Origin of the sequence: Paraglaciecola sp. MB-3u-78 (assembly GCF_002835935.1) — a bacterium.
Classification (GTDB): domain Bacteria; phylum Pseudomonadota; class Gammaproteobacteria; order Enterobacterales; family Alteromonadaceae; genus Paraglaciecola.
On record NZ_PJCF01000009.1, the window covers coordinates 144,510 to 167,570 of the forward strand.

A 23,061-nucleotide genomic window follows, 5' to 3' on the forward strand; every position below is an offset into this window, starting at 1 on the left:
GGACAAGCTGGAGTAATACTGTCGCAAAGGTCGAATTTGTTGGAGAGCTAACAGGTAGAGCACCTTACTTCGGTAACCCAGTGGTAAGAGTTATGATTAATTCTTGATCTGCATCAACACCAAATAACAGAATATAGATAAGAATCAAGCTAGGTTTTTAGTTCTTATAAAAGTTATGTTTGGAGTGAAAAATGATCGCGAATGCCGCACCCTCAACCTATGTATATTCATTTAAAAACGGTGACGGAAAAAACAAAAAGTTGTTAGGTGGCAAAGGTGCAAATTTATGCGAAATGACTCAAATTGGTATTAATGTCCCTGCTGGTTTTGTTATCACTACGCAAGCTTGTCTAAGTTATCTCGACACCAAAAACCAAGGCATGCCCGATGGCCTAATTGAACAAGTAAAGCAACAAATAAAAGAACTAGAGCAGGCAACTGACAAAGGTTTTGGTGATCCTAACAATATGCTGTTGTTATCGGTTCGATCTGGTTCGGCCATGTCTATGCCTGGCATGATGGATACTATTCTTAACTTGGGACTTAATTCGCAAACACTGCCTGGCCTGATTAAACAAACAGGCAATCCACGTTTTGCATGGGATGCCTATCGCCGCTTTGTACAATTGTTTGGCAAGGTTGCATTAGGTATTGCTGACGATAAGTTTGACAAACCCTTTGATGCCATCAAAAAACGTGAAGGGTTAACCGAAGACACAGATCTTTGTGCTGAGCATTTTCAGGAAATCACGCAACTCTTTCTTGAGGTGGTTAAAAACGAAACCGGCAAACCCTTTCCTGAAGATGTATATGAACAACTACAAATTTCCATTCAAGCAGTATTTGGCTCGTGGCTAGGCAAACGAGCTATTGATTATCGCCGTGAGTTTAATATCACTCCCGATTTAGCTAACGGCACAGCTGTTAATGTGCAGAGCATGGTGTTTGGCAACATGGGCGATGACTGTGCAACTGGCGTTGGCTTTACGCGAAATCCAGGCACCGGCGAAAATATCATGTTTGGTGAATACCTGATCAATGCTCAGGGAGAAGATGTGGTCGCAGGCATTCGAACCCCCAAAGCTGTGCAAGAGTTAGAACAGGATATGCCACAAATGTACAAAGAGCTGGTTACCTTACGCAATCGTCTGGAAGACCATTATAAAGAAGTGCAGGATTATGAATACACCATCCAAAATGGTGTGCTGTTTTGCCTGCAAACACGGGATGGCAAAATGAATGCTGCAGCTCGTGTACGTACCTCTTTGGAAATGAGTAATGAAGGATTAATTACACGTGATCAAGCGCTACTGCGGATTAACCCTGAAGAACTAGAGCAACTATTACACCCTCGACTTGATCCGAAATCAAAACAGCTACCAATTGTACAAGGCTTACCTGCGTCTCCGGGGGCTGCTTCAGGAACGATTGTATTTGATGCTGATCGTGCCGAACTGGCTCGTGATCAAGGTGAAAATGTCATTTTAGTGCGAGAAGAAACGAAGCCAGAAGATATACACGGTTTTTTTGCTGCCCAAGGTGTACTCACCAGCCGAGGGGGGAAAACTTCACATGCTGCTGTGGTCGCTCGTGGTATGGGTAAACCCTGCGTAGCTGGCGCCGAAGGTATTATTGTTGACGTTGAAAAACGCATTGCTCGCATCAATGATACCGTGCTTCATGAAGGTGACACTATTACCATTGATGGTGCAAACGGCAACGTCTACTTAGGGAAAATAGACACTGTGCCACCGCAGTTTTCCGATGAACTGCAGACCTTACTGAGTTGGGCCGACGAGATTTCTACTCTCAAAATCATGGCTAATGCCGACACTATGGAATCAGCCAGTAAGGCATCTGATTATGGTGCTATGGGCATTGGTCTTTGCCGCACTGAGCGCATGTTTAACGCACAGGATCGGTTGCCGTTGGTGATTGATATGATTTTGGCAAAAGACAAAACTGAGCGACAGAAGGCGCTGGATGTGCTGCGTCCGATACAAAAATATGATTTTAAAAGTCTGTTTAAGGTCATGTCTCCGCGGCCTGTTACTATCCGTTTACTTGACCCACCTATTCATGAGTTTTTGCCCAGTGAAAAACAACTTGAACGGGAAATTAAACATCTTATACGCCTGCAAGAAACGGTTGCAGGCGTCAATGATTTAATGAATACCATGCAACTGTTAAAACACCAAGCTGAGGCTCAAAAACTGCCTAAACCTTTTGGCCCTGGTGGACGCGAATTGGTGGAGTCTGCCATCGCCAAGAAAAAACAAATGCTGTTGAAGGTGCGTGAGTTGTTTGAAGTCAACCCGATGTTAGGCCATCGGGGTGTGCGCCTAGGTATTACCTATCCAGAAATTTATGAAATGCAAATACGAGCAATATTGGAAGCCGCTGCTGAATGCACCAAAGAGGGTATAGAAGTGCGCCCTGAAATAATGGTGCCCCAGGTATGCACCAATCAAGAGTTAATATGGGTAAGACAAATAATGGATAAAGTGCTGCTTGAAGTGGAAGCCGAACACAATATTAAAATCAAATTTAAATTCGGCTCAATGATCGAAGTGGTACGCGCTTGTATGCGAGCTGGCCATCTGGCAGAAACTGCCGAGTTCTTTTCCTTTGGCACTAACGACCTCACACAATCCACTTTTTCGTTCTCCCGTGAAGACGCAGAAAACAAGTTCCTGCCATTGTACGAAGAGAACCATATTCTTCAGGACAATCCATTTGAAACGCTGGATGTAAAAGGTGTTGGCCGACTAATGGAAATGGCAGTGCAATGGGGACGTAAAACCAACCCCGATTTGAAAGTGGGTATCTGTGGAGAGCAAGCTGGCCATCCTGAGTCGATACGTTTTTGTCATCATATTGGACTGAGTTACGTTTCATGTTCTGCTCCGCGCGTGCCGATTGCTAGGCTGGCTGCAGCTCAGGCGAAGTTAACTGAAAAGGACTACTCGATTTAGTAGTCAATAGAACTAGCAATACTAATATCACCACTTTATACGCAAAGCATCTGAGCGTAGCAGTGTTGACCATGCATGTTTCGGAGTGTTGTCATTGTGAAAACTCTTTTTCGATATACCAATATTTTGGAAATTGTAGGGGATATTGTCAAAATAAAAGTCCCTTTGAGTGAAAATGGGCAAGGATCCGCCGTCAAATTTGGTGATCTTGCGATCCTCGAAAATAGTCTTGGAAAACCTTCAACTGCGCAGGTTATTAGCATCAATCGAGAAGAGGTCTCATTACAGGTCTTTTCTGGTACTAAAGGCGTGTCAACGGACTCAAGCGTAAGGTTTTTGGGACACCCGATGCAAGTGACCTATTCCAACAATATCCTAGGGCGTGTATTTGGTGGTAGTGGAATGCCAATCGACAATGGCCCTGATTTATCGTCAGATTCAAAGGTGCAGATTGGAGGCCCGTCAGTTAATCCTACTGAGAGGATTGTCCCCAAAAAAATGATACGCACCGATGTGCCTATGATTGACGTCTTTAACTGTTTGGTTGAAAGTCAAAAGATCCCAATCTTTTCTGTATCAGGAGAACCCTATAATGCATTTTTGGCCAGAATTGGAAATCAGGCAGATGCCGACATTGTAATATTTGGTGGAATGGGATTGATATTTGATGACTACCACTTCTTCAAAACGAGCTTTGAGGATGCGGGGGTATTTTCAAGAACAGTGATGATGGTAAATCAAGCATCGGATCCAATTGTTGAGAGGTTGTTAGTACCCGATATGGCTTTAGCGGTAGCAGAGCGATTTGCAACTGATGAAGGGAAACGAGTGCTGGTACTGTTAACCGATATGACTGCTTATGCGGATGCACTCAAAGAAGTCGGTGTGTCGATGGAGAGAGTGCCCTCCAATCGCGGTTATATGGGAGACCTATATTCGCAACTTGCCAGACGTTATGAGAAAGCATGCGATTACGCAAGAGGTGGTTCAGTGACCATTCTTTCAGTGACAACCATGCCAGGAGGCGATGTCACTCATCCTGTGCCTGACAACACCGGTTATATTACTGAAGGGCAGTTTTATTTGCATGATGGTGTCATTGACCCGTTTGGATCTTTATCTAGGCTAAAACAAAATGTCATAGGTAAAGTCACCCGCGAAGACCATAGTCAGATTATGAACACTATGGTGCGTTTCTATTCTGAAGCAAAAGACGCTGAGCAAAAGATGGCTATGGCCTTTGAACTGTCTGATTTTGACCATCAACTACTTAAGTTTGGGCGCTTTTTTCGTGAGCGTTTTATGGATATCAATGTCTCAATAAATCTCGAAGATGCACTGGATCTTTGTTGGCAAACTCTTGCTGAATGTTTTGAGGCAGAGCAACTACTGATGAAGAATGAACTGATCTTAAAATATTTTCCTACAAAGATAGAGGCACAAGAGACTGATGGCGCAGCTACAGCTTAATAAATCGTCACTGGCGAATGAAGCAAAGAGCTTAGTCACCTATAAGCGCTTTCTACCCTCTCTTGATTTAAAGCGTCAGCAATTAACAGCAGAGCGTAACAAAGCCAAGACGATAGTGAATGAAACTGCCAAGCGGATCTGCGCACTTGAGTTTTACGTCGCTGACCAGCTACCGATGTTGGCCAATCAAAATATAGATCTTGAGGGGTTGGTTGAGTTTTCCCATGCCAACATCAAAACTGAAAACATCGTGGGTACGCAACTTCCTAAATTGAGCAGCGTTAAGATTAAGGTGAAGCCATTTTCAGTCATGGCCACACCTCATTGGGTTGATAATGTGGTGGCTACCTTAAAAGAAATGCTTGAGCTGCAAGTCTTTGCAAAAGTTAACGAGCGAAGGTTGCAGTTGCTAGATAAGGCCGTTCGCACCATTACTCAGCGGGTTAACTTGTTCGAGAAAGTACTGATCCCGCAAACCGAGTCTAATATTAAGCGCATTAAAGTGTATTTATCAGATGAGCAGATGGCCGCGGTTGTACGCTCAAAAATTGCCAAACGTAAACGTCAAAGTGTGTTGTCAGAATGAGTATTTTAAAACAACATAAAGTGACCTTATTTGGCCTCAATCACGACAAACAAATCCTTTTAGAAGGGCTGCAATCTTTGGGGTGTATGCACGTACTGCCATTAGTTCCAAAGCCCAAAGAAGTCGAAAATGTGATTAATCCAAAGTCTGACAGGGCCCACAAAGCGCTGCGATTTTTAAATGATTTGAAAACCAAGAGACGCCAGATACTGCACAAATCTGATTTCGATGTCGACAACTGTATTCAACAGGCGGTGGATTTGAAACTCGATATGCGCAGAGCATCCGACAAAAAAGAGCTAATCCTGCAACGTTTAGTTGAAATTGAACCCTGGGGGAACATTGAATACCCGCCAAAAGCGACGTTAATGGGTTACCTTTTTTGGTATTACATTTTGCCATTGGATAAGCGTAAAGTCTTATTTTCAATCGCTCTGCCTTGGTCTATTGTTCACAAGGACAATAAAAACGCTTATGTGGTGGTGGTATCTAAATCTGAACCTAAGCTTGAATTGTTGCCGGTCCCGAGAGTCCATTTGGGCTCTAAATCGAAGGCTGAACTGCTCAATGAGCTAGAAGAAGTTGAGCTGTTACAAGATGAATTAAATGCCAAGCGACAAAGCCTAAGTCGGTTTATCTATTTGCTCAGTGTCAATATTGCTGAAGCCGATGATAAGGCTGCTTTAGGCAACGCATCACAAAAGATATTTGAAGATAAAGATTTGGTTGCGTTACAAGGTTGGGTGCCAGTTGAACGACAAGATGAAGTAAAAGAGTTTGCCAGACAAGCTGAATTTGCTTGTTTGATTTCTAAGCCCGATAAAAACGACACTCCGCCAACTTTACTAAAGCAACCTAAAAAGATGGATGCGGCTAAAGATCTGGCTTTATTTTACCAGGTGCCGGGTTACTACGGTTGGGATCCAAGTTGGTTACTGTTTATTTCTTTTTCGCTATTTTTCGCTATGATCCTTGCTGACGCAGGTTATGGATTGCTGCTTCTAGGTGGCTTACTTTTATCTTGGAGGAAACTTGGTCGTAGCAATAAAGCAAAGGCTTATCGACTATTGGCTTTGTCCTTAACTGCAACAACCGTTGTGTATGGGGCGCTGGTGGGAAGTTACTTCGGGGTAACGCCGACAGTAGGTACCGTGTTCGACCAACTGCATATCATCGACATGAATAATTTTGACATGATGATGAAGCTGTCAATCATTATTGGTGCTATTCATATAGGCGTTGCCAACCTATCTATGGCATATATTAACCGCCATAGACGCATTGCACTGGCTAAATTGGGCTGGTTATTTGTGATTTATGCGGGACTCACTTATTGGTTAGCAGACGGAAACTCCACAGCTCATCTCATCAGTTATTTACTCTTAGGCTCGGGAGTGCTGTGCATTGTTCTATTTACAAGCGAACGAGCAATTAATAAACCTGTGGATCACCTGATGCGAATACTCGAAGGTATCTTTAGTTTGAAGGATTCGCTGAATGCCTTTGGTGACATCTTGAGCTACATGCGCCTTTTTGCTCTAGGTTTAGCCAGTGCATCATTGGCGATCACCTTTAATGAGCTTGCAGACAATGCTTATTCTTCAATATCTGGAGGGGGTTTGTTAATCGCAATTTTAATTTTATTAGTCGGACATGTATTGAATTTGGTGTTGTCGATAATGAGCGGAGTGGTGCACGGTTTACGCTTAAATTATATCGAGTTTTATAATTGGGGCCAAACAGAAGAAGGAACAGAGTTCCAACCATTTGCTCGAACGGAGGTTAAGAAATGAGTGATAATTATTTTATTTTAATGCTTGGATGGGTTGGCATTTATGCGCCTATGGCTCTGGGAGCGGTTGCCAGCGCAATAGGATGCGGGATTGCTGGACAAGCCAGTATCGGTGCGATGCTGGAATCTGAAGGTGGGTATGGGCGGTATATTGGCTTGTCGGCCTTTCCTTCTACATTTGTCATCTACGGGATCGTCATCATGTTCACCCTAAATCGTGCGATAGACATTACTAACGCGGGTGGCATTTTTGCGGTCGGTTTATTTTCAGGGATCGCTCTTTTGTATTGTGGCATGTGGCAAGGTAAAACGGTTGCTTCTGCGATCAGCGCCACTAGAGAGAAACCTGAAATATTTGGCTTATCTTTAGCTCCAGCAGCGATTATTGAGGGCTTTGGTGTTTTTGTCTTTGTATTTGCTTTAGTCATCAGTGCAAATATTCCTGGGGGGGTGTAATGGCAGAACAATCAACACATCCGGCTCTGGTCTCACAAGGCGTTGATGAACTCATCTCTAAGCTACGCCAAGAAGGGGTTGAAGCTGGCAATGCTCAAGCTGAAATAGTATTAAATGCAGCGCGAAAGCAGGCAAAGACAATATTGGCCGATGCAGACCATCAATCAAGCCAAAAAATCAGTGAGGCACAAAAAAAGGCTACAGCATTACTAAATGGTGGGCAAGAGGCGCTCAAGACAGCCATGCGAGACATGGTGCTGACATTGAAAGCAGAGTTGACTGAGGGTTTCAGGACTGATGTGAAGCGCTTGGTTGAGCATGAGCTGGCAAATCCTGAATTATTAAAAACATTGATATTAGAAATTGCTGGAAAACTAAGTAAGGATGCTGATATCAATGAAGATTCCAAGCTTGAATTTATTTTGCCTGAAAAAGTAGTAGGTCTTAGCGACCTGCAACATTCTCCAGAACAACTAGAAAACAGCCCGTTAACTGAATTTGTTTTTGGCCTAACCCGAGACATGTTGATTGCCGGCGTTAATTTTAAAACCAGTCATGATGTACAGGGCGGTATGAGTGTGAAGTTGCAGGATCGCGATTTAACCTTGGACTTTACTGGGCAAGCCGTGGCTTCGATGTTGCTGGAGCATTTACAACCGCGCTTTCGAGCTATTCTCGAAGGTGTAGTGAGATAAATTGATATGTTCAATAACTACCCAAAATCATTAAACGTGTTTGGCGGCGGCAAACCAATAAGATCCAATAAACTTAGTCAACCAAGTACCACATTGGTTACCGAGTGGGACCAAAGCGTGCAGTCAACAAACAGGCCGTTTAAAGGATGAAGGGTATAGATGAATACGTGAGCTTAATGTCTAGTTTGCCTAGTACTGAGCGATTATTTTTGGCGAAGTTAACACCTATCTCTCGATTGAGACTTGAGCAACGTTTAAAACAACTTAATGAACAAGATTTAAGGACGCTACGACAGGTCGAATCAGTTTTGAATTGGAGTATGCAAAATCTTGCGTTTTCAGATCAGCAGCTTATCAAGCACGCAAAAATGGTTTTCGTAGGTTTGCAGAGTGAGACTCTGAAAACACTGGTACGGGATAAAATGGAGTTGCGAACATGTGTAGCGGCTTTGAGGCATAGGGCGCAAGGAGAAAATGCGCCAGATAACCTGAATTGGGGCTTTGGACGTTGGGTTAGCCATATCAACCGAAACTGGAATGAAACGCATTTTGCACTGGAAACTGTGTTTCCTTGGTTACCTCAAGCGAAAGGTTTTATGGACAATAAAGATGCTGAAGGTATGGAACGTTTTATCTTAGATCACGCGTTTAAACAACTGCAACGTAGTGTTAACCAGCATTATTTTGATCTTGAGGCTGTGATTATTTATGTACTCAAGTGGAGTATTGTTGATCGCACCACGGGCTACAACATTGAAGCTGCAAAGATAAGATTTACTGAATTAGTTGAACAAGGGTTGGGGGATTTTGAGGTTGCATGAGTATAAAACTTAAGGATTAAATATGAACTCCAACAGTCGAACTGAGAATACACAAATAGATATCGAGCAGGGAAACGCCCCTGTTACTGCCAGAGTCGTAGCTGTTCAAGATGATCTTGTTGAGATACAAGCTCAGCTTGATAGTAATGGAAAGATGTATCGATTGACTAAAAATGAAGTGATATACATCTGTTCTAGTACGATAAACGCTTTAGGAGAGCCAGAAAAGTTAAAGGCAGAAATATTGCGGGTTAAAGGGAATTGCGCTGATGCCCAAGTGTATGAAAATACTCAAGGGGTGGCAATTGGCGATCCGGTAGAGCAAAGCGGCAAGTTATTGTCTGTCGAATTGGGGCCCGGACTATTAGGGCAAGTCTACGATGGTTTGCAAGCGCCATTACCAAGAGTCGCGGCAAAATACGGCATATTTTTACCAAAAGGCGCTCAAGTTGAGCCCCTTGAGCAACAAACTAAATGGTCATTTGTTCCAACGGTGAAAACGGCTGATTTATTATCAGCCGGTGATGCATTGGGCACCGTGCAGGAAGGCAGGATAAAGCACAAAATCATGGTCCCGTTTGATTGGCCTAACACTTATGCTGTGGATTGGATCCAAGAGGGATCATTTACGATTAAACAGCAAGTGGCTAGACTCAGGGATGAAAACGGTAAGGAATATCCTATTACGCTGTCACAGACTTGGCCAGTCAGATGGCCTTTGAGTAGCAATTTACTGAAGCGTAATCTTTCACAACGAAAATATCCCAATGAACCGCTTATAACAACACAACGTATTATCGATACTTTTTATCCTATTGCTCGTGGCGGCACTGCCTGTATACCAGGACCGTTTGGCGCCGGAAAAACGGTACTTCAAAACGTCATATCACGGCATTCATCAGTAGACGTGGTTATTGTCGTGGCCTGTGGTGAAAGAGCCGGTGAAGTGGTTGAAACGATCAACGAATTTCCGCAGATGTTAGATCCCAAAACAGGTGGTACTCTTATGGACCGCACTATTATCATTTGCAATACATCCTCAATGCCCGTTGCTGCCCGCGAGGCATCTATTTTTACGGGCATAACATTAGGTGAATATTATCGTCAGATGGGATGTGACGTTTTGTTGATTGCCGACTCTACTTCGCGTTGGGCGCAAGCCATGCGCGAGACGTCAGGTCGACTTGAAGAGATCCCAGGAGAAGAAGGGTTTCCTGCCTACTTAGACTCTTCAATAAAAGGTTTATACGAACGAGCCGGATTGATTGAAACCAATGACGGAACACTAGGGAGCTTGACGATGATTGGCACTGTGTCGCCAGCAGGCGGCAACTTTGATGAGCCTGTAACTCAAGCCACGCTTTCAACTGTGAAGTGTTTCTTGGGGCTTTCAGCAGACAGAGCATATAAGCGATTCTATCCGGCCGTGGACCCGTTAATCTCATGGTCGCGATATCTGGATCAAATGCAACAATGGTTTGATATAAACCTTGAGCCAACGTGGACCAAAAAAGTAAATGAAATGAAGATGTTACTCTCAATGGGTGATAACACCCTTAAAATGATGCAGGTTACGGGAGAAGAAGGAGTCACCCTTGAAGATTTTGTTGTTTATCAAAAGGCGCTGTTTTTAGACATGGTTTATTTACAGCAAGATGCCTTTGATAAAGTTGATGCGTCAGTATCACTTGATAGGCAAAAATACTCGTTCAATAAAGTGTATGAATTAGTCTCGCGAAGTTATGCTTTTGATGACAAAAAAATGGCTAGAACTTACTTTGTAAAACTCACAGGTTTGTTCAAAAACTTCAATTATGCCCCTGCTAATACCCAAGAATATGACAATTTATTGAAGCAAATAGGCAACTTATCTGAACAATATTTGTAGTGAATAATGAGCAAACACCCGATTCATTTCAATTATTTATCACAGGATGATCCCATTCAAGCGGGCGCGTTTGACTTGCCCATGGTGATCGATACAGCAGAGCAAGCTATGCTGGATTTTGAGCAGCAAAAAATCCTGTTTCCAGAAAAATTGTGCAGATTTTTAATCAGGTAACTCAAGAGCGTATTAATTGTTTGCCCGCCACATTCACATTATGTAATTATGAAACGCTTTCAAAAATCACCCTATTTCATTTTTCTAAGCAATCCAAGAGAATATTCTCACCATCTTCTTTCAGCAGTAATTCAATTGATTTTTTTCCCTCAAGCGCTGGAATAGCAGTATTCATCCATTTAGCAATATCCTGCTCGTTTGAGCCGAACATATTTCACTTAGTAGTCAGTTCGGACAAGGAAAAGATAATTTAATGTTGTTCTGACCCCGATATTTTTTGACCCCGATATTTCCGATATTTTTATTGTTTATCATAAATCAAAGACCCCGCAGGTGTTCTATAATGGCCGTTTTGTTAATTATTTATCATAAATCAAAGACCTGACCCGCAGGTGATTCGCAGTATGCAAAAAAATCTGGCAAACTGATTTTTAACTATCTTATGCTTAACAATATCAAAGCCCAATAAAGAGGTAATATGACGATTCAAATTGCTGGTAAAGGAAACGTGCTTGGCCTAATACTATGTCTATTATTGGCATTACCTGCATACGGTACTGCTGAACCTGTCAATACGCCAGATACCACACAGCACAACAGTGTAATTGAAAATTTGGACAAACCTCTCTACACCCCCTTCGTCGAACGATATGTGCTTGACGAACTAAAAACACTTCGCACAGATTTGCAAGGGCAGCGTACAGAGTTTGTTGAACGATTTACCTCTACCGAGCTAGCGGCATCAGATCGCGCCATTAACTATGCGACCAGCACGGTGAACAATATTTTTTACATTATCGCAACGGCCGCCTCCATACTGGCGCTTGTTGGCTGGAGTTCAGTCCGTGAAATACGACACAAGCTCAATGAGGTCATCGAACATAAAGTGACCCGTATTTCCGAAGACTATGAGCAGCGTCTGCAGTCCCTTGAAAGTAGCCTCAAAGATCGCACTAATCGCATCGTCGCTGCACAGGAAGACATCAGCCGCACCAATGCCCTGCATTCACTCTGGATGCGTGCGGGTTTGGAGGCGACACATCAGGCGAAAATAGATGTCTACGACCAGATTTTGGTGATTAACCCGACTGATACAGAAGCCCTAACCTACAAGGCCGACGAGGTATTAGAAATAGGGGAAGCACAATGGGCCCTCAGTCTTTGCAACAGAGCACTTTTGATCGACGCAGAATATCATTATGCATTTTACCAACGGGCCTGCGCTAATTCGACCCTTAATCAACTTGATGCCGCACTGGCTGATCTGAGCAACGCCATAGAACTATCAGGCACCTATCTTGATGAGGCCAAAACGGATAAAAGTCTTGAAAACCTCAGGTCTTCCGGCAAGCTCGATGAATTGCTTGAATTTTGTGTAGGCAGCTGAGTCAATCAATTGAGTCGGATCAATAAAACTATCGGAAAACTATCGGGGTCAAGAACAACGTTAAATAACGCATAGGCTAACCTTGTCGCTTACTTAACTCAAAGATAAGGACATCCTATGAGTCGTTTGCCTCGTATTGAGCTAAACCCAGTTAGGGCCTCGATGGTGGCACAGCCTTCTGAATATGTTTGGTCTAGTTATCAGATAAATGCATTAGGTAAGGTTTCAAATCTATGCACTCCACATTGTTTATACACCGCGTTAGGTATTAATGATACTGAGCGCCAAGCCACCTATCGTCGTTTATTTACTAGTCATGTCGAGGGGGAATTGTTAGAAGAAATTAGAGCCGCCACTCAGTCAGGTATGGCCTTAGGTAATGATAGATTTAAAAGCGAACTGACATCACTAACAGGTAGACGCTTACATACATTACCGCCTGGCAGGAAACTTGGATGGCGTAAGAGTTAATTTAACTTTGTTCTGACCCCGATAGTTCACCCCGATAGTTCCGTTGGCTATGAAGATCAGATGAATCTTTATGCTTATGTTGGGAATGATCCCGTAAACATGTTCGATCCTTCAGGAATGGAGATGGAATGCGTTACTGATAAAGACGGTAACGAAACGTGTACATTTACCCCAGATGATTCTAACGATTACTCATGGGGCGATGCGGCTATTGATGGCAGTTTAATTCTTTTTGATATATTGAATAGTCCTGTTAGTCCGACACCTGATGCCTCTATTATTGTTGGGGCAAGGGCTACTGCTAGAGCTGTGGCCAAGAACCAAGCTGCTAAAAAAGCATCAGAGAAATTTGCTAAAGATATTGCGAAGAAAATAGAAAGAGACTTAGGAAAAAAAACTAGGCGAGAATTTCATGATGTAAAAACGCCTGGAGCTGGTGACAGAACAAAAGAAGAGCTAATTGAAGATGCTGTAAGTATGTACCAAAGTGCGAACAAGCCTATTCCTAGCTGGTTAAAGTCTTTGGGGGGATAATGATTAATATTGAGATAGATAAAAAAATAGATGAAGTGATCAACTTGCGTTGTGTTCGCCAAGCAGTAGGTAATAGCACATCCTTGAGTTTAGGTTTTGGAAAAAAAGATAACGATGCCAGTACTGAAAAGTACCGTGAATGGGAAATAGGAACGTATTCAAGCAATTGGAGAGTAATAAAAAACAAACAGGTAATTTGTGCAAGTTTAGATGACGTTGAAACAAATGAAGAACTAGATGCTAAACTTAAGAACATAAGTTTCGGTTCAATTAGGTCTGTTTCTCAAAATGAAGTGGGTGACGTAACTTTATTTTTTGATAATTCTGTTCTTGTAGAGTTTATTTGTTTGTCAGACGAAGACGATGAAATGTTCCATGTTTTCTGCCCTAATTCAGAATATATTGAATATAACCCGTGCTCAGGTTGGAAAACTGGTCGTTCTGACTCCCCTTGGTAACAATCATTCGAATCCAAAGCCCGGCAAGAGCGAGGCTTTGGATTCAAAATTTGTAATCTAAACTTGCGGTGATCGTCTCCTCAATTTTAGCCAGAGTTTAGTTGATGAGAACAGCATCATGGCAAGTCCGACTAACAAGCCGCATGTAAAAATAAGGAAATTAGAATCGTAAGATAACAGATTCAAGTGATCCCCCAGAAACAGCAGCAACTCAAAAAATCCGCCTAAAACAATTACACCAACTCCCTGCAAACAGACAATCAAGTATGCAATCGAGATTTTCTTTTTGTTTTTATCTAACATTGGTTTTTTACTCCACATGAGTCTGCCAAACCAGCAGCATTCGAGGCAACATTTCCTAGCGCATCACCAACACCAACGGATGTTGAGCTAGCACCGCCACCTGTTGCGCCTTTAAGATGCATTGTTAGATTCTGATCTGCTACCGAAGTTGCGTTAAATACCTTTTGTTTGAGTGCAGCTGTACCTGCATCAATTGTGTCACCAACAATTGTTCCAGCCGCTCCTCCAGCGGCTCCAAGCACAATTCCAACCCCTATATTGTCAGTTAAGTTATTACCATCAATAGCATTATTGGTTACCGTTGATATTGCACCTATTGCGCCGCCCCCCGCTGTATTAGCAGTAACCCTAAGTGCATTACCTAACTGAGCAGTTTTTGTTGCGAGACCAGCTCCTGTAGCTCCTGCAAGTCCAGAAACTAAAGCCTTACCCGCGTTCCTCGCTATTCCAGATAAACTTGTGTCTTTAAGTTCTCCCGTAAATGCTTGTCGAGCAACTTCTAATCCAGCACCAATTATGAAACCAGCAACCCCCCATTTTCCTGTAGGGTCTGACATATTAATCGGATCATTCCCAACATAGGCATAAAGATTCATCTGATCTTCATAACCCACCGGGTCAGTCTGTAAGAATCGACCTAACTTTGGATGATACATCCGTGCTTTGTAATAAAATAATCGTAATTGTAAACCACCGTATTCTTACTATATTACAACGACTTAATTATAGAAAGGTTGAAGCTAATCCTTTTAGCTGATTTATGCGGCGTGGTTTAGGCCTAACTAGAATGTCATCATTTATCTTCAAAACAATAGCTTTGATAACGTCCGTTGTTCGAGTTAAATGAGAATAATCTTTAATAAACTTCAATTCCCAATCTATAAGAGTTCCTTTCAAAGATATTCTCTTGTCAGCCGCTCCTTTCGCTAAATCATTTTCCAAATATTTGGCAAGTGAGGTAACAGCCTTTTCATCATTTGAAAGTTCATGAAAATAATACTTCATCAGATAGAAAGAAAAATCTGGGGTTGCTCCCAATTCAGAACTAGCAAGATTTAGAATATCAATCATATGAGCCGGAACCCTTGTTTCGATTGATTTCCTCCGTTTATCCAATTGTCTTTTTATTGCAGGAGCTGATTGTTGAGGTGTGAGGATCGCTTTCTCACAGGTATTACAAACGCCAACTAGGACGTTTTTAACAGTACCAATACCATCACTAAAAGGCACATCTCGCAATGAGAATGTGGCATTTTGAATCGACTTACACTCCTCGCACATTGCTTTTTGTGTATCGCCTACTTTAAATATTTTCATACACTGACCTTTACCTAATGATGAACACTAATAAATACGCTATTAGGCTCAATTAAATACCACTTGATGTACCAATTTTTTCCCTGAAAACTAGTTTTTATTACATGAACATCAACTGTTGAATCAAAATAATGTGGACTTTCCCTATGCTCATTGCCTCTTGTCTGGGAGACAATATCAGTAACAAGATCTACACTGATTTGTCCTGTTGCTAACAGATTTTTAAGATTAATGTTGTCTCTTTGCTCGTGAACAATATTCCCCGATTTGAGACAGTCCACCAATTGACGCTTAACGTCTTTAAATCCCATAGTAAACTCCCTTTAGTGTACGCCATGTGTCGTACACTTAGATCACAATAACAGATTTAAGCATCTAAGTCACTATCGCTAAACATTGATGACTGGCTCAACGCAGATGGATGAGTTTTGTTATAAACCTCTGTTAGTTTTGAACGAGAAACAAAAGTATAAACTTGTGTGCTCGTAATGTTCGCATGGCCTAGCATCTCTTGCACATGACGAAGGTCAGCGCCATTATCTAACATGATCGTTGCCGTTGAATGACGAAACAAGTGACATGCGCCGCCACGTTTAAAGCCAGCAAGTCTTACAAAACGTGAAGTCGCATCAGATAATGCGTTTACTCTAAAACGTGCTCCTTTATCATTTAGAAAAAGCGCACTGCCTGATGCAATGGTGGCAAGTTGAGGTCTTAACTTAGCAAGATAAAATACTATCCATTCACATGCTCGCTCACTAATGGGCAATATGTATTCTCTGTCACCTTTGCCTTTTCTGATACGCACCAGTTGTTGCTTAATATCGATATCTTCAACATCGAGGTCTCTCAGCTCAACTCTGCGAATACCTGTAGCAAAAAAAGTTTCAAGAATGACTCTATCGACAAGTCCTTTTTCACCAAACAGAAGGGGTTGCTCTAGTATTTTTTCAACTACCTCTGCGGTAAAAATAGCTTTAGGTAATGGTCTACCCACTGTAGGTAATTCAATATGCGCCACTGGGTTATTTTCAATCAACCCTCGGTTGTGCATTTTCCCCATAAAGGTTTTCACATTTAACAGTAATGCGTATTTATTCGCCTTACAAATTGGCTGGTTGTCCTTAGGTTTGCGGTACGCATTGAGATGCTCCATATAATCATCCATCAATGCGATATCAATCTGCTGGATAGTCAATACGTCTCGAGTAAAACACCACATGCAGAATTTTCTTAGACTGTATTTTTTTGCTCGAATGGTATCATCAGCTTGTCCACGTGAGAGGCATAAGGCTAAGTAGTAGCGAACACAACGCCATAAACGATTAGTGGTAGGCTTTTGCATATGATATCTCCTTAACTAATTTCATACCGTCTAAGACAAATTGACCCAACTCAGGTTTGTGCCAGCGGATAATCGCAGGTTGCCATGAACGAACCCGACCATAACGATAGCCAACGGCTGAAACGAAATGACCAAATTCATCACGCTCTGGAAAAACAACACAGCCACGAAATAACTCACCCCCTTTCGCTGTTAATAAGCCGCAATGTTGAAGTTGACCACGAATAGCGCCACCTTCTAGTGTTCTTCCGTTAGGGATTTGTAAGCCTAAAGTTCGGTCACAAATCCCCATGTAGGAGTGAGATTGTAGCTCTGTGGGTATCGTTGTTAGTGAAGATGTAATCAAGCGCTTGTTGTCACTACCAAGTAAGCAGCTTCGGTAGAAATCGAACGCTTGCTTGATATACATATCTTCAAGCGATAGCTGTCCAAATATTTCTTCATGCATTGGTTTCACCTATTTCCTTTAATCTGTATTAACTCGGCTATTTCAAGCTATTTGGGTTTGGCTGGATGCTTAACGTTACTCGTATGCAAATAAAATATTCTTAAGCAATTAGAAGTATTTGTTAAACAGAAATGGCATGTCGTTAAGTTAGCGATGTTATTAGCATCGACATCCTTAACTTCTTTATACTGCTTTATGGGCACTACAGCATAGCAAGGTAAAGTATTGGAACCCTGATGCGTTACTTTTTGCTTTTGCTTTGTTCTAAACCGCTGTTGTCTAGTGGCATTATTTAGACGACCAATGCGGGTAGCTTGATATCTTTTAGCGGCTCGTTGAAGCGTGATTTTGCGTGCAAAATATCCGCAAGCGGAGCGACAATATATATTGCCTCTATCACAACGAGAACATATAACGGTTTTTGAATGGCAACGAGAACAATAAAACAGGCGAAATGAACCTTTCATGAAGAGATCCCCGTTGCTCAACCCGATAATATAAAATATATGATATTTTAAGGTAACTCATATCAACCCCAACAAAAGTCACTTAATATGAAGTAGTTGGGTAGTCAGAATACTGGTTCGTCATTACGATTACTTTATTACAAAGCACGGATTTATCATCCAAAGTTAGGCCGATTCCTGCAAACTGATCCTGTGGGTTATGAAGATCAGATGAATCTTTATGCTTATGTGGGGAATGATCCGGTTAATATGGTGGGTCCGACTGGGGAGTTTGGACAGTTTGTGGCAGGAGCGTTATTTAGTATGGGTTTAGAATTGACGGTACAACTTATAGAAAGCGGTGGCGACTTCTCTAAAGTGAACGGTTCTAAAATTTTAGTAGCTGGTGTTATGGGTGCAGTAGGTGTTGGAATCGGATCGAAAATTGATAAAGCAGCGATTGCAGTCAAGGCGTTGACTGGAAGCAGTGTGAAAGCAACAGCGACAAATATAGGTTTAAATACTACTACTGCAACGCTTACATCTGGTTTGGAAAATGCTACCAACAATATTGTTGATAGCGTGCAACACGAAGGTTTGCAGCATGATCTAGGTGGCGACTTGGCTAGTGGCGCTGAAGGCGGATTGACTAACTCAAGTGTTTCTGCAACTACTGGGAAATTGGGGTTGAGTGGTGGTAAGCAACAAGCAGTCAATCAAGCCGTAGAAGCGACCAAGAAAATATTTGAAACCGTGTGGAAGGACGACAAATAATGAATGTGAAAAGGTTAACGACTAGGTATGAAAACTTTTTCTCATATTTAGTTAATTTAACGTTGGTTATACTTATTGTCATGGTAATTCAAAACTTTAAGTCTTTCGATCTTGAGAAGTCTTTTATAGCTTTTTCATATGCATTTGGCGGCCTTTTGGTTTTATGCACACTTATTGCGTTGCCATTAGACATCATTACATTAAGAAAAGACAAAATTATGTGCAGTGAAGTTGGTGTGGATTATGAAAGCCAATTTGCTGAATTAGACAAGTCTAGCCGAAAATCTCTTAGAAAGAAGTACGCAGATTGGATTGGAAAAGGTAAAAAAGAAACCAAGGTAGATTGGTTAAACTTTGAAGAATAAGCAACGTGTTACCCGCGGTTTCTGAGCCACATGGGGCAACAAGATAACAATTAACAATAACAATTAACAAGACACCCATTGTAAATAACTATCGTAACTATCGGGGTCAGTAACTATGAACTATCGGGGTCAGTACAACGTTAAATAACGCATAGGCTAACCTTGTTGCTTACTTAACTCAAAGATAAGGACATCCTATGAGTCGTTTGCCTCGTATTGAGCTAAACCCAGTTAGGGCCTCGATGGTGGCACAGCCTTCTGAATATGTTTGGTCTAGTTATCAGATAAATGCATTAGGTAAGGTTTCAAATCTATGCACTCCACATTGTTTATACACCGCGTTAGGTATTAATGATACTGAGCGCCAAGCCACCTATCGTCGTTTATTTACTAGTCATGTCGAGGGGGAATTGTTAGAAGAAATTAGAGCCGCCACTAAGTCAGGTATGGCCTTAGGTAATGATAGATTTAAAAGCGAACTGACATCACTAACAGGTAGACGCTTTCATACATTGCCGCCTGGCAGGAAACTTGGATGGCGTAAGAGTTAATTTAACTTTGCTCTGACCCCGATAGTTATAGACTGAAACTGTCAGCCGCCGATATAAGACATCTCAACTTTTTTGTGTCTTGTCGTCGCTTCTGTGCGAAGTTCTGAATACCGATCTTCTCGCTGGTTCCAAATTAGCCCTATAGCATTGGTAATTTGCGTATCGCTCTTACCTGAACGCATAAGTGCCCGTAAATCATGGCCCGCCCCCGCGAATAGGCAAGTGTACAACTTGCCATCAGTTGAAACACGGGCGCGTGTGCAGGTAGAGCAGAAGGCTTGCGTTACGCTGGATATAACGCCGATTTCGCCGCTACCATCCGCATAGGTCCAGCGCTGGGCGACTTCACCGCTGTAGTTGGATGGTGCTTCGATGAGCGGCATCTCAGCGTTAACCATGCGTACAATCTCGGCCGAGGAAACGACATCGTTCATACACCAGCCGTTGGAGGTGCCCACGTCCATGAATTCGATAAAGCGTACAATGTGACCGCTACCTTTGAAATGCCGCGCCATGGCAACGATATCTTTATCGTTGACCCCCTTCTTGACCACCATGTTGATTTTAATGGACGTAAAGCCAGCGCCGTGTGCCGCGTCGATACCCTTTAACACATCGGCCACGGGGTAATTAACATCGTTCATAGCACGAAATGTCACCTCATCGAGGGAATCGAGTGAGACAGTCACTCGATTCAGGCCTGCGGCCTTGAGCGCTTTGGCTTTCTTGGGTAATAACGTGGCGATCGTAGTAAGGGCTATATCAAGTGGTTTTCCGCCTTGTGTTTTGAGGGTGGCCAGCATTTCGACCAACACATCGAGGTTTTTACGCAGCAGGGGCTCGCCGCCCGTGAGACGAACTTTCGTAACACCGTGTGCAACAAACAGCCGCGCCATGCGCGTGATTTCCTCGAAACTCAAAAGTTCGGACCGTGGCAGGTATTGGTAGCCATTCCCGAAGATTTCCTTCGGCATACAATAGGTACAACGGAAGTTACAGCGGTCGGTTACCGAAATACGTAGATCGCCCAAGAGCCTACCGCGTGTATCTGAGGTCTGGCCACTAGGGGCAGCCGCGTTCGCTGGAATTATCGGCATTTGGCCTGCAGAAAGCAGGTCAATAATAGGGATTAACTTTATAGTCATTGGGCGCCTGATATGGATAAATTGATTCTTGAGCGATAAGTTGTGACGAGCAGCTATAGTGCGATAATCCACCTGTCTCAAAGAACGCTAGCGGCTTCAGCCGATAGTATTTTCTTCCACATCGATTGTTTGCTCGGCATATTGCTGCGACATGACTCCCTGCAACTCTCGCACTAGGGAGTAACTCCCTATGCTCGCTTACCGAAACCATAACACTGCTAAGATAGTTTTCAATCGCTACTATAACAATAAATATTATAAATAATTGGCGAACATACATTGCCGCCTGGCAGGAAACTTGGATGGCGTAAGAGTTAATTTAACTTTGTTCTGACCCCGATAGTTTTTTTGACCCCGATAGTTTTTGTTCTGACCCCGATAGTTTTATTAGTTTTATTGTTCTGACCCCGATAGTTTTATGAACTGTCGGGATGAGAACTCTACTGCGGTTTTGAGTCAAATTGGTCAAAACAATCGCCATAAGTGTTGCGTAAGCTGCCGTCAGGATCGTGGACTTTGACTGTATCAGCAGACCAATTAAGAAAGACCACGTTTTTACCCTTTGATTTGGTGTAACTTGGCACGATAAGCGCGTTGACCCTAGATTGTCGTGCACGCTCAAACAATGTCCATCCGCGACGTTGACTATTAGGTAGTAACCATCCACCACTGAAGTAAGCGCGAGTGTCGGGATGGTCAACGGCATTTAATACCCTGTCACAGGTGGCTGTATAGGACAAAAGTACGACGGGATCAATAAGGGTGATGCCATCGCCAGCGGCCTTACTTTCATACATTGCAGTGAACTGGTCGATGCAGGTGTAAAGTGCTGCCTGGCCTTTGGGGTTAAAGCGACCTCCTCGCGATTTCGAACCATCACCACTTAACGGGGCATAAGCCCATTTTAGGCTGTGTACGCGATAGACTGTCTGATTAATTGAGTCGCCCTGGGTGTGTTCAAAGTCACCTATGAGTTCATCAATCAAGCTCACTCGAACCCGCCTGCCTCTTTCATGCCGATGTAGTCGTTTATCGCAATCAGTCCCTGGCTGCCGAATTCGCGCAGAACTTCAGAGGCTGACTTGTTATCAAATGCCGGAATGGGTGTACTGCGAAACCACAGCCAGCTGCGCTCTTTGGAATAGTCGAACCATGGAGATATTCGCTCAATGATGGCGTGAATATCTTGCAAACGAGATTGCACTTTGATTGACTGAAACCGGTCGGTACGTTTTAGCGATGTCTCTGGCAGACCTGCAGAGAAGGCCAGCGTTTCCATATTGGTATGCAGTTGTTCAACCCATTTGCGCGGGTCTTCTATTTCAGAGCCGTCAGGCATTTGTGAGAATGTAGAAAGCATAGTGACGCCATTTGTGACCAGTAATATGTCGAATTATATGTCATAATGTTGGCAGTGTCACCAATATTCACGAAGAGTTGGAAGCAACATTCAACCTAGACTAGGTAAATTAAGGATCCACATTCTTTTTTCCTAAGGCATGAGACGATAGTTTCACCATATTAATGGCATCATGAATTCCATGGTGATGGGAACCCTTTTTAAAGCATAAACGGAAAGGAGCGCGAAGGGGAAAGTAATCAGGACGAAGTACCAAATTTAGTTGTAAATGATTCTCATTTGCTACAAGCCAAGTCGACCTTATGTTTAAGAAAACCCAAAATTAGAGAAGATTTTTTAGCGGTCTGCGTATCTTTTTTTATGATTTTAAGAAATAGCCTACTCTGTAATTGAGGAGTAACCATCCATAATCTCACATTTTATTTTTGCTTATGTGACACTAAGAGATAATAAAAGAAAATCATTAAATGGAATGTATGAAATTAGCGGGGAAAGACATGTTAATCTTCCCCTAACAAAATTAGTCAGCTTATTTCGTAATTTTTTTGATCCTGCCCTTCCTGCACCTTCCAACATGCCGTTGCTGCATCTGGGTTTGGCTCATTGGAAATTTTAATAAACTCACCAGAAATCGAGAATACCTCAGCAATATCAGCTGAAGTGAAATACTTATAGCAAGCAATATCTCCCCATATAGGTAGTGATCCCCCTGTCATCGAATAGTGAGTAACGATTTTTTCAGCAATAGCCATGCGATGTCTCTCTTGATCGGCATTAATCACGAAAGGTAACAAACGTAACCGTCGTTGGTTCTCGCATAGCCCCATAACAAAAAACGACTCGCGTTTATGCTCAAAAAACGTTTCGACAAATAAAAAGGGGCAAAACTCACTCTGTTTCTTCTTTGGAAAGGTAATAATGTTGTCGTTGCTCATGTGATGTCCTTAATAAACAGGGTCAAAATTAAACAAGACAAAGTGCCTTAAAGTTCTCATGCAATAATGCAAGAGCACATCTTACTCATTATTTGAGTAAAACCACCTTACAAAATAATAATGCAGGTTGGTGAAGTCTGGCGACTTTCTCTTGATGAAATGTTACAAAATTTACAATACATTCATTTCATATAGATGTCTAGACTTAGCCTTGTCCAATATGAAATGAGTCTTAACTAATTGCGTGTTTCCAAAATGAAATGCGTCTAAAGACTTAAATTCTGTTCATGATCATAAGATGAAAGCGATCATGAATATAGAAAACCTCACCACTATTGAAGAGCTTGAACGCTTTATTCAAGGTA

25 protein-coding genes, 1 pseudogene and 1 riboswitch are annotated in these 23,061 nt (G+C 42.4%); of the genes and pseudogenes, 16 read left to right on the plus strand and 10 right to left on the minus strand.

Annotated features, from left to right (window positions below; all coding sequences use genetic code 11):
• Positions 1-191: 191 nt before the first annotated feature.
• From ppdK to CXF95_RS29675, 9 genes are all read left to right on the plus strand, one after another.
• Positions 192-2,975, plus strand: coding sequence for a pyruvate, phosphate dikinase (ppdK, locus tag CXF95_RS21540; protein WP_101200618.1), 2,784 nt, complete (start codon positions 192-194; stop codon positions 2,973-2,975).
• Positions 2,976-3,071: 96 nt separating this feature from the next.
• A complete protein-coding gene (locus tag CXF95_RS21545; protein WP_198556663.1) occupies positions 3,072-4,445 on the plus strand; it encodes a V-type ATP synthase subunit B in 1,374 nt (457 codons plus the stop codon).
• Positions 4,426-5,031 (plus strand): V-type ATP synthase subunit D, encoded by a 606-nt coding sequence (locus CXF95_RS21550; RefSeq protein ID WP_101200619.1) that lies wholly within the window; start codon positions 4,426-4,428, stop codon positions 5,029-5,031. The genes CXF95_RS21545 and CXF95_RS21550 overlap by 20 nt, the downstream gene beginning before the upstream one ends.
• Positions 5,028-6,824, plus strand: coding sequence for a V-type ATP synthase subunit I (locus CXF95_RS21555; RefSeq protein WP_101200620.1), 1,797 nt, complete (start codon positions 5,028-5,030; stop codon positions 6,822-6,824). The genes CXF95_RS21550 and CXF95_RS21555 overlap by 4 nt, the downstream gene beginning before the upstream one ends.
• Entirely contained in the window at positions 6,821-7,279 is a 459-nt protein-coding gene (locus CXF95_RS21560; protein WP_101200621.1) for an ATP synthase subunit C, read from the plus strand. The genes CXF95_RS21555 and CXF95_RS21560 overlap by 4 nt, the downstream gene beginning before the upstream one ends.
• Positions 7,279-7,974 carry a hypothetical protein gene (locus CXF95_RS21565; RefSeq protein WP_101200622.1) on the plus strand — a complete coding sequence of 232 codons (696 nt, stop codon included), beginning with the start codon at positions 7,279-7,281 and terminating at the stop codon, positions 7,972-7,974. Before CXF95_RS21560 ends, CXF95_RS21565 begins: the two co-directional genes overlap by 1 nt.
• A 176-nt stretch (positions 7,975-8,150) precedes the next feature.
• Entirely contained in the window at positions 8,151-8,795 is a 645-nt protein-coding gene (locus CXF95_RS21570) for a DUF2764 family protein (protein WP_157828198.1), read from the plus strand.
• Positions 8,796-8,817: 22 nt separating this feature from the next.
• Positions 8,818-10,683, plus strand: a complete 1,866-nt coding sequence (locus CXF95_RS21575; protein WP_101200624.1) for a V-type ATP synthase subunit A — start codon at positions 8,818-8,820, stop codon at positions 10,681-10,683.
• Positions 10,684-10,689: 6 nt separating this feature from the next.
• Positions 10,690-10,857, plus strand: coding sequence for a hypothetical protein (locus CXF95_RS29675; RefSeq protein WP_157828199.1), 168 nt, complete (start codon positions 10,690-10,692; stop codon positions 10,855-10,857).
• Between the two features lie 76 nt (positions 10,858-10,933).
• On the opposite strand, the gene CXF95_RS21580 is transcribed toward CXF95_RS29675, so the two are convergent.
• Positions 10,934-11,068 carry an antitoxin Xre/MbcA/ParS toxin-binding domain-containing protein gene (locus CXF95_RS21580; RefSeq protein WP_101200625.1) on the minus strand — a complete coding sequence of 45 codons (135 nt, stop codon included), beginning with the start codon at positions 11,066-11,068 and terminating at the stop codon, positions 10,934-10,936.
• A gap of 267 nt (positions 11,069-11,335) precedes the next feature.
• On the opposite strand from CXF95_RS21580, the gene CXF95_RS21585 reads away from it, so the two are divergent.
• The 4 genes from CXF95_RS21585 (at position 11,336) to CXF95_RS21600 (ending at position 13,707) form a co-directional block, all read left to right on the plus strand.
• The gene (locus tag CXF95_RS21585) at positions 11,336-12,244 is read left to right on the plus strand and encodes a tetratricopeptide repeat protein (RefSeq protein ID WP_101200626.1); all 909 of its coding nucleotides are present in this window, start codon (positions 11,336-11,338) and stop codon (positions 12,242-12,244) included.
• A 117-nt stretch (positions 12,245-12,361) separates the two neighbouring features.
• Positions 12,362-12,715 carry a hypothetical protein gene (locus CXF95_RS21590; RefSeq protein WP_101200627.1) on the plus strand — a complete coding sequence of 118 codons (354 nt, stop codon included), beginning with the start codon at positions 12,362-12,364 and terminating at the stop codon, positions 12,713-12,715.
• Positions 12,716-12,775: 60 nt separating this feature from the next.
• A complete protein-coding gene (locus CXF95_RS21595) occupies positions 12,776-13,249 on the plus strand; it encodes a hypothetical protein (protein ID WP_101200628.1) in 474 nt (157 codons plus the stop codon).
• The gene (locus CXF95_RS21600; RefSeq protein WP_101200629.1) at positions 13,249-13,707 is read left to right on the plus strand and encodes a hypothetical protein; all 459 of its coding nucleotides are present in this window, start codon (positions 13,249-13,251) and stop codon (positions 13,705-13,707) included. The genes CXF95_RS21595 and CXF95_RS21600 overlap by 1 nt, the downstream gene beginning before the upstream one ends.
• A 296-nt stretch (positions 13,708-14,003) precedes the next feature.
• On the opposite strand, the pseudogene CXF95_RS21610 reads toward CXF95_RS21600, so the two are convergent.
• From CXF95_RS21610 to CXF95_RS21630, 5 genes and pseudogenes are all read right to left on the minus strand, one after another.
• Positions 14,004-14,678: pseudogene (locus CXF95_RS21610) on the minus strand (RHS repeat-associated core domain-containing protein); the annotation flags it as partial.
• Positions 14,679-14,733: 55 nt separating this feature from the next.
• On the minus strand, positions 14,734-15,327 hold the full coding sequence (locus tag CXF95_RS21615) for a hypothetical protein (RefSeq protein ID WP_101200632.1): 594 nt from the start codon (positions 15,325-15,327) through the stop codon (positions 14,734-14,736).
• 14 nt (positions 15,328-15,341) lie between these two features.
• The gene (locus CXF95_RS21620; RefSeq protein ID WP_101200633.1) at positions 15,342-15,638 is read right to left on the minus strand and encodes a hypothetical protein; all 297 of its coding nucleotides are present in this window, start codon (positions 15,636-15,638) and stop codon (positions 15,342-15,344) included.
• Positions 15,639-15,694: 56 nt separating this feature from the next.
• On the minus strand, positions 15,695-16,672 hold the full coding sequence (locus CXF95_RS21625) for a tyrosine-type recombinase/integrase (protein ID WP_157828200.1): 978 nt from the start codon (positions 16,670-16,672) through the stop codon (positions 15,695-15,697).
• Positions 16,653-17,120 (minus strand): hypothetical protein, encoded by a 468-nt coding sequence (locus CXF95_RS21630; RefSeq protein ID WP_101200634.1) that lies wholly within the window; start codon positions 17,118-17,120, stop codon positions 16,653-16,655. The genes CXF95_RS21625 and CXF95_RS21630 overlap by 20 nt, the downstream gene beginning before the upstream one ends.
• Before the next feature lie 563 nt (positions 17,121-17,683).
• Between CXF95_RS21630 and CXF95_RS21635 the strand changes: the two genes are divergently transcribed.
• The 3 genes from CXF95_RS21635 to CXF95_RS21645 all read left to right on the plus strand — a co-directional run bounded on the left by CXF95_RS21635 (position 17,684) and on the right by CXF95_RS21645 (position 19,256).
• The gene (locus CXF95_RS21635) at positions 17,684-18,340 is read left to right on the plus strand and encodes an RHS repeat-associated core domain-containing protein (protein ID WP_101200635.1); all 657 of its coding nucleotides are present in this window, start codon (positions 17,684-17,686) and stop codon (positions 18,338-18,340) included.
• A gap of 80 nt (positions 18,341-18,420) precedes the next feature.
• Positions 18,421-18,705 carry a hypothetical protein gene (locus tag CXF95_RS21640; protein WP_232787969.1) on the plus strand — a complete coding sequence of 95 codons (285 nt, stop codon included), beginning with the start codon at positions 18,421-18,423 and terminating at the stop codon, positions 18,703-18,705.
• A gap of 197 nt (positions 18,706-18,902) precedes the next feature.
• Positions 18,903-19,256: a hypothetical protein gene (locus CXF95_RS21645; protein ID WP_101200637.1), complete on the plus strand. Its 354-nt coding sequence runs from the start codon at positions 18,903-18,905 to the stop codon at positions 19,254-19,256.
• A 41-nt stretch (positions 19,257-19,297) separates the two neighbouring features.
• On the opposite strand, the gene moaA is transcribed toward CXF95_RS21645, so the two are convergent.
• The 4 genes from moaA to CXF95_RS30835 all read right to left on the minus strand — a co-directional run bounded on the left by moaA (position 19,298) and on the right by CXF95_RS30835 (position 22,696).
• Complete coding sequence (gene moaA / locus CXF95_RS21650) at positions 19,298-20,401, minus strand: GTP 3',8-cyclase MoaA (RefSeq protein WP_101200638.1); 1,104 nt, start codon at positions 20,399-20,401, stop codon at positions 19,298-19,300.
• A 440-nt stretch (positions 20,402-20,841) separates the two neighbouring features.
• Positions 20,842-21,393: an RES family NAD+ phosphorylase gene (locus tag CXF95_RS21655; RefSeq protein WP_157828201.1), complete on the minus strand. Its 552-nt coding sequence runs from the start codon at positions 21,391-21,393 to the stop codon at positions 20,842-20,844.
• Positions 21,390-21,761, minus strand: coding sequence for a hypothetical protein (locus CXF95_RS21660; protein ID WP_101200639.1), 372 nt, complete (start codon positions 21,759-21,761; stop codon positions 21,390-21,392). The genes CXF95_RS21655 and CXF95_RS21660 overlap by 4 nt, the downstream gene beginning before the upstream one ends.
• A gap of 524 nt (positions 21,762-22,285) precedes the next feature.
• Positions 22,286-22,696, minus strand: coding sequence for a hypothetical protein (locus CXF95_RS30835; RefSeq protein WP_232787970.1), 411 nt, complete (start codon positions 22,694-22,696; stop codon positions 22,286-22,288).
• A gap of 39 nt (positions 22,697-22,735) precedes the next feature.
• A riboswitch (SAM-I-IV-variant riboswitch) is annotated at positions 22,736-22,859 on the minus strand.
• Positions 22,860-23,061: the final 202 nt, after the last annotated feature.

Coding starts and splice junctions, on each gene's coding strand:
- CXF95_RS29675 (WP_157828199.1), top strand. CDS start 10,690: ATGAGCAAACACCCGATTCATTTCAATTATTTATCACAGGATGATCCC.
- CXF95_RS21640 (WP_232787969.1), top strand. CDS start 18,421: ATGGTAATTCAAAACTTTAAGTCTTTCGATCTTGAGAAGTCTTTTATA.
- CXF95_RS21645 (WP_101200637.1), top strand. CDS start 18,903: ATGAGTCGTTTGCCTCGTATTGAGCTAAACCCAGTTAGGGCCTCGATG.
- CXF95_RS21560 (WP_101200621.1), top strand. CDS start 6,821: ATGAGTGATAATTATTTTATTTTAATGCTTGGATGGGTTGGCATTTAT.
- CXF95_RS21630 (WP_101200634.1), bottom strand. CDS start 17,120: ATGCATGAAGAAATATTTGGACAGCTATCGCTTGAAGATATGTATATC.
- CXF95_RS21590 (WP_101200627.1), top strand. CDS start 12,362: ATGAGTCGTTTGCCTCGTATTGAGCTAAACCCAGTTAGGGCCTCGATG.
- CXF95_RS21660 (WP_101200639.1), bottom strand. CDS start 21,761: ATGCTTTCTACATTCTCACAAATGCCTGACGGCTCTGAAATAGAAGAC.
- CXF95_RS21625 (WP_157828200.1), bottom strand. CDS start 16,672: ATGCAAAAGCCTACCACTAATCGTTTATGGCGTTGTGTTCGCTACTAC.
- CXF95_RS21555 (WP_101200620.1), top strand. CDS start 5,028: ATGAGTATTTTAAAACAACATAAAGTGACCTTATTTGGCCTCAATCAC.
- CXF95_RS21600 (WP_101200629.1), top strand. CDS start 13,249: ATGATTAATATTGAGATAGATAAAAAAATAGATGAAGTGATCAACTTG.
- CXF95_RS21580 (WP_101200625.1), bottom strand. CDS start 11,068: ATGTTCGGCTCAAACGAGCAGGATATTGCTAAATGGATGAATACTGCT.
- CXF95_RS30835 (WP_232787970.1), bottom strand. CDS start 22,696: ATGAGCAACGACAACATTATTACCTTTCCAAAGAAGAAACAGAGTGAG.
- CXF95_RS21565 (WP_101200622.1), top strand. CDS start 7,279: ATGGCAGAACAATCAACACATCCGGCTCTGGTCTCACAAGGCGTTGAT.
- CXF95_RS21615 (WP_101200632.1), bottom strand. CDS start 15,327: ATGAAAATATTTAAAGTAGGCGATACACAAAAAGCAATGTGCGAGGAG.
- CXF95_RS21575 (WP_101200624.1), top strand. CDS start 8,818: ATGAACTCCAACAGTCGAACTGAGAATACACAAATAGATATCGAGCAG.
- CXF95_RS21595 (WP_101200628.1), top strand. CDS start 12,776: ATGAATCTTTATGCTTATGTTGGGAATGATCCCGTAAACATGTTCGAT.
- CXF95_RS21620 (WP_101200633.1), bottom strand. CDS start 15,638: ATGGGATTTAAAGACGTTAAGCGTCAATTGGTGGACTGTCTCAAATCG.
- moaA (WP_101200638.1), bottom strand. CDS start 20,401: ATGACTATAAAGTTAATCCCTATTATTGACCTGCTTTCTGCAGGCCAA.
- ppdK (WP_101200618.1), top strand. CDS start 192: ATGATCGCGAATGCCGCACCCTCAACCTATGTATATTCATTTAAAAAC.
- CXF95_RS21570 (WP_157828198.1), top strand. CDS start 8,151: ATGTCTAGTTTGCCTAGTACTGAGCGATTATTTTTGGCGAAGTTAACA.
- CXF95_RS21585 (WP_101200626.1), top strand. CDS start 11,336: ATGACGATTCAAATTGCTGGTAAAGGAAACGTGCTTGGCCTAATACTA.
- CXF95_RS21550 (WP_101200619.1), top strand. CDS start 4,426: ATGGCGCAGCTACAGCTTAATAAATCGTCACTGGCGAATGAAGCAAAG.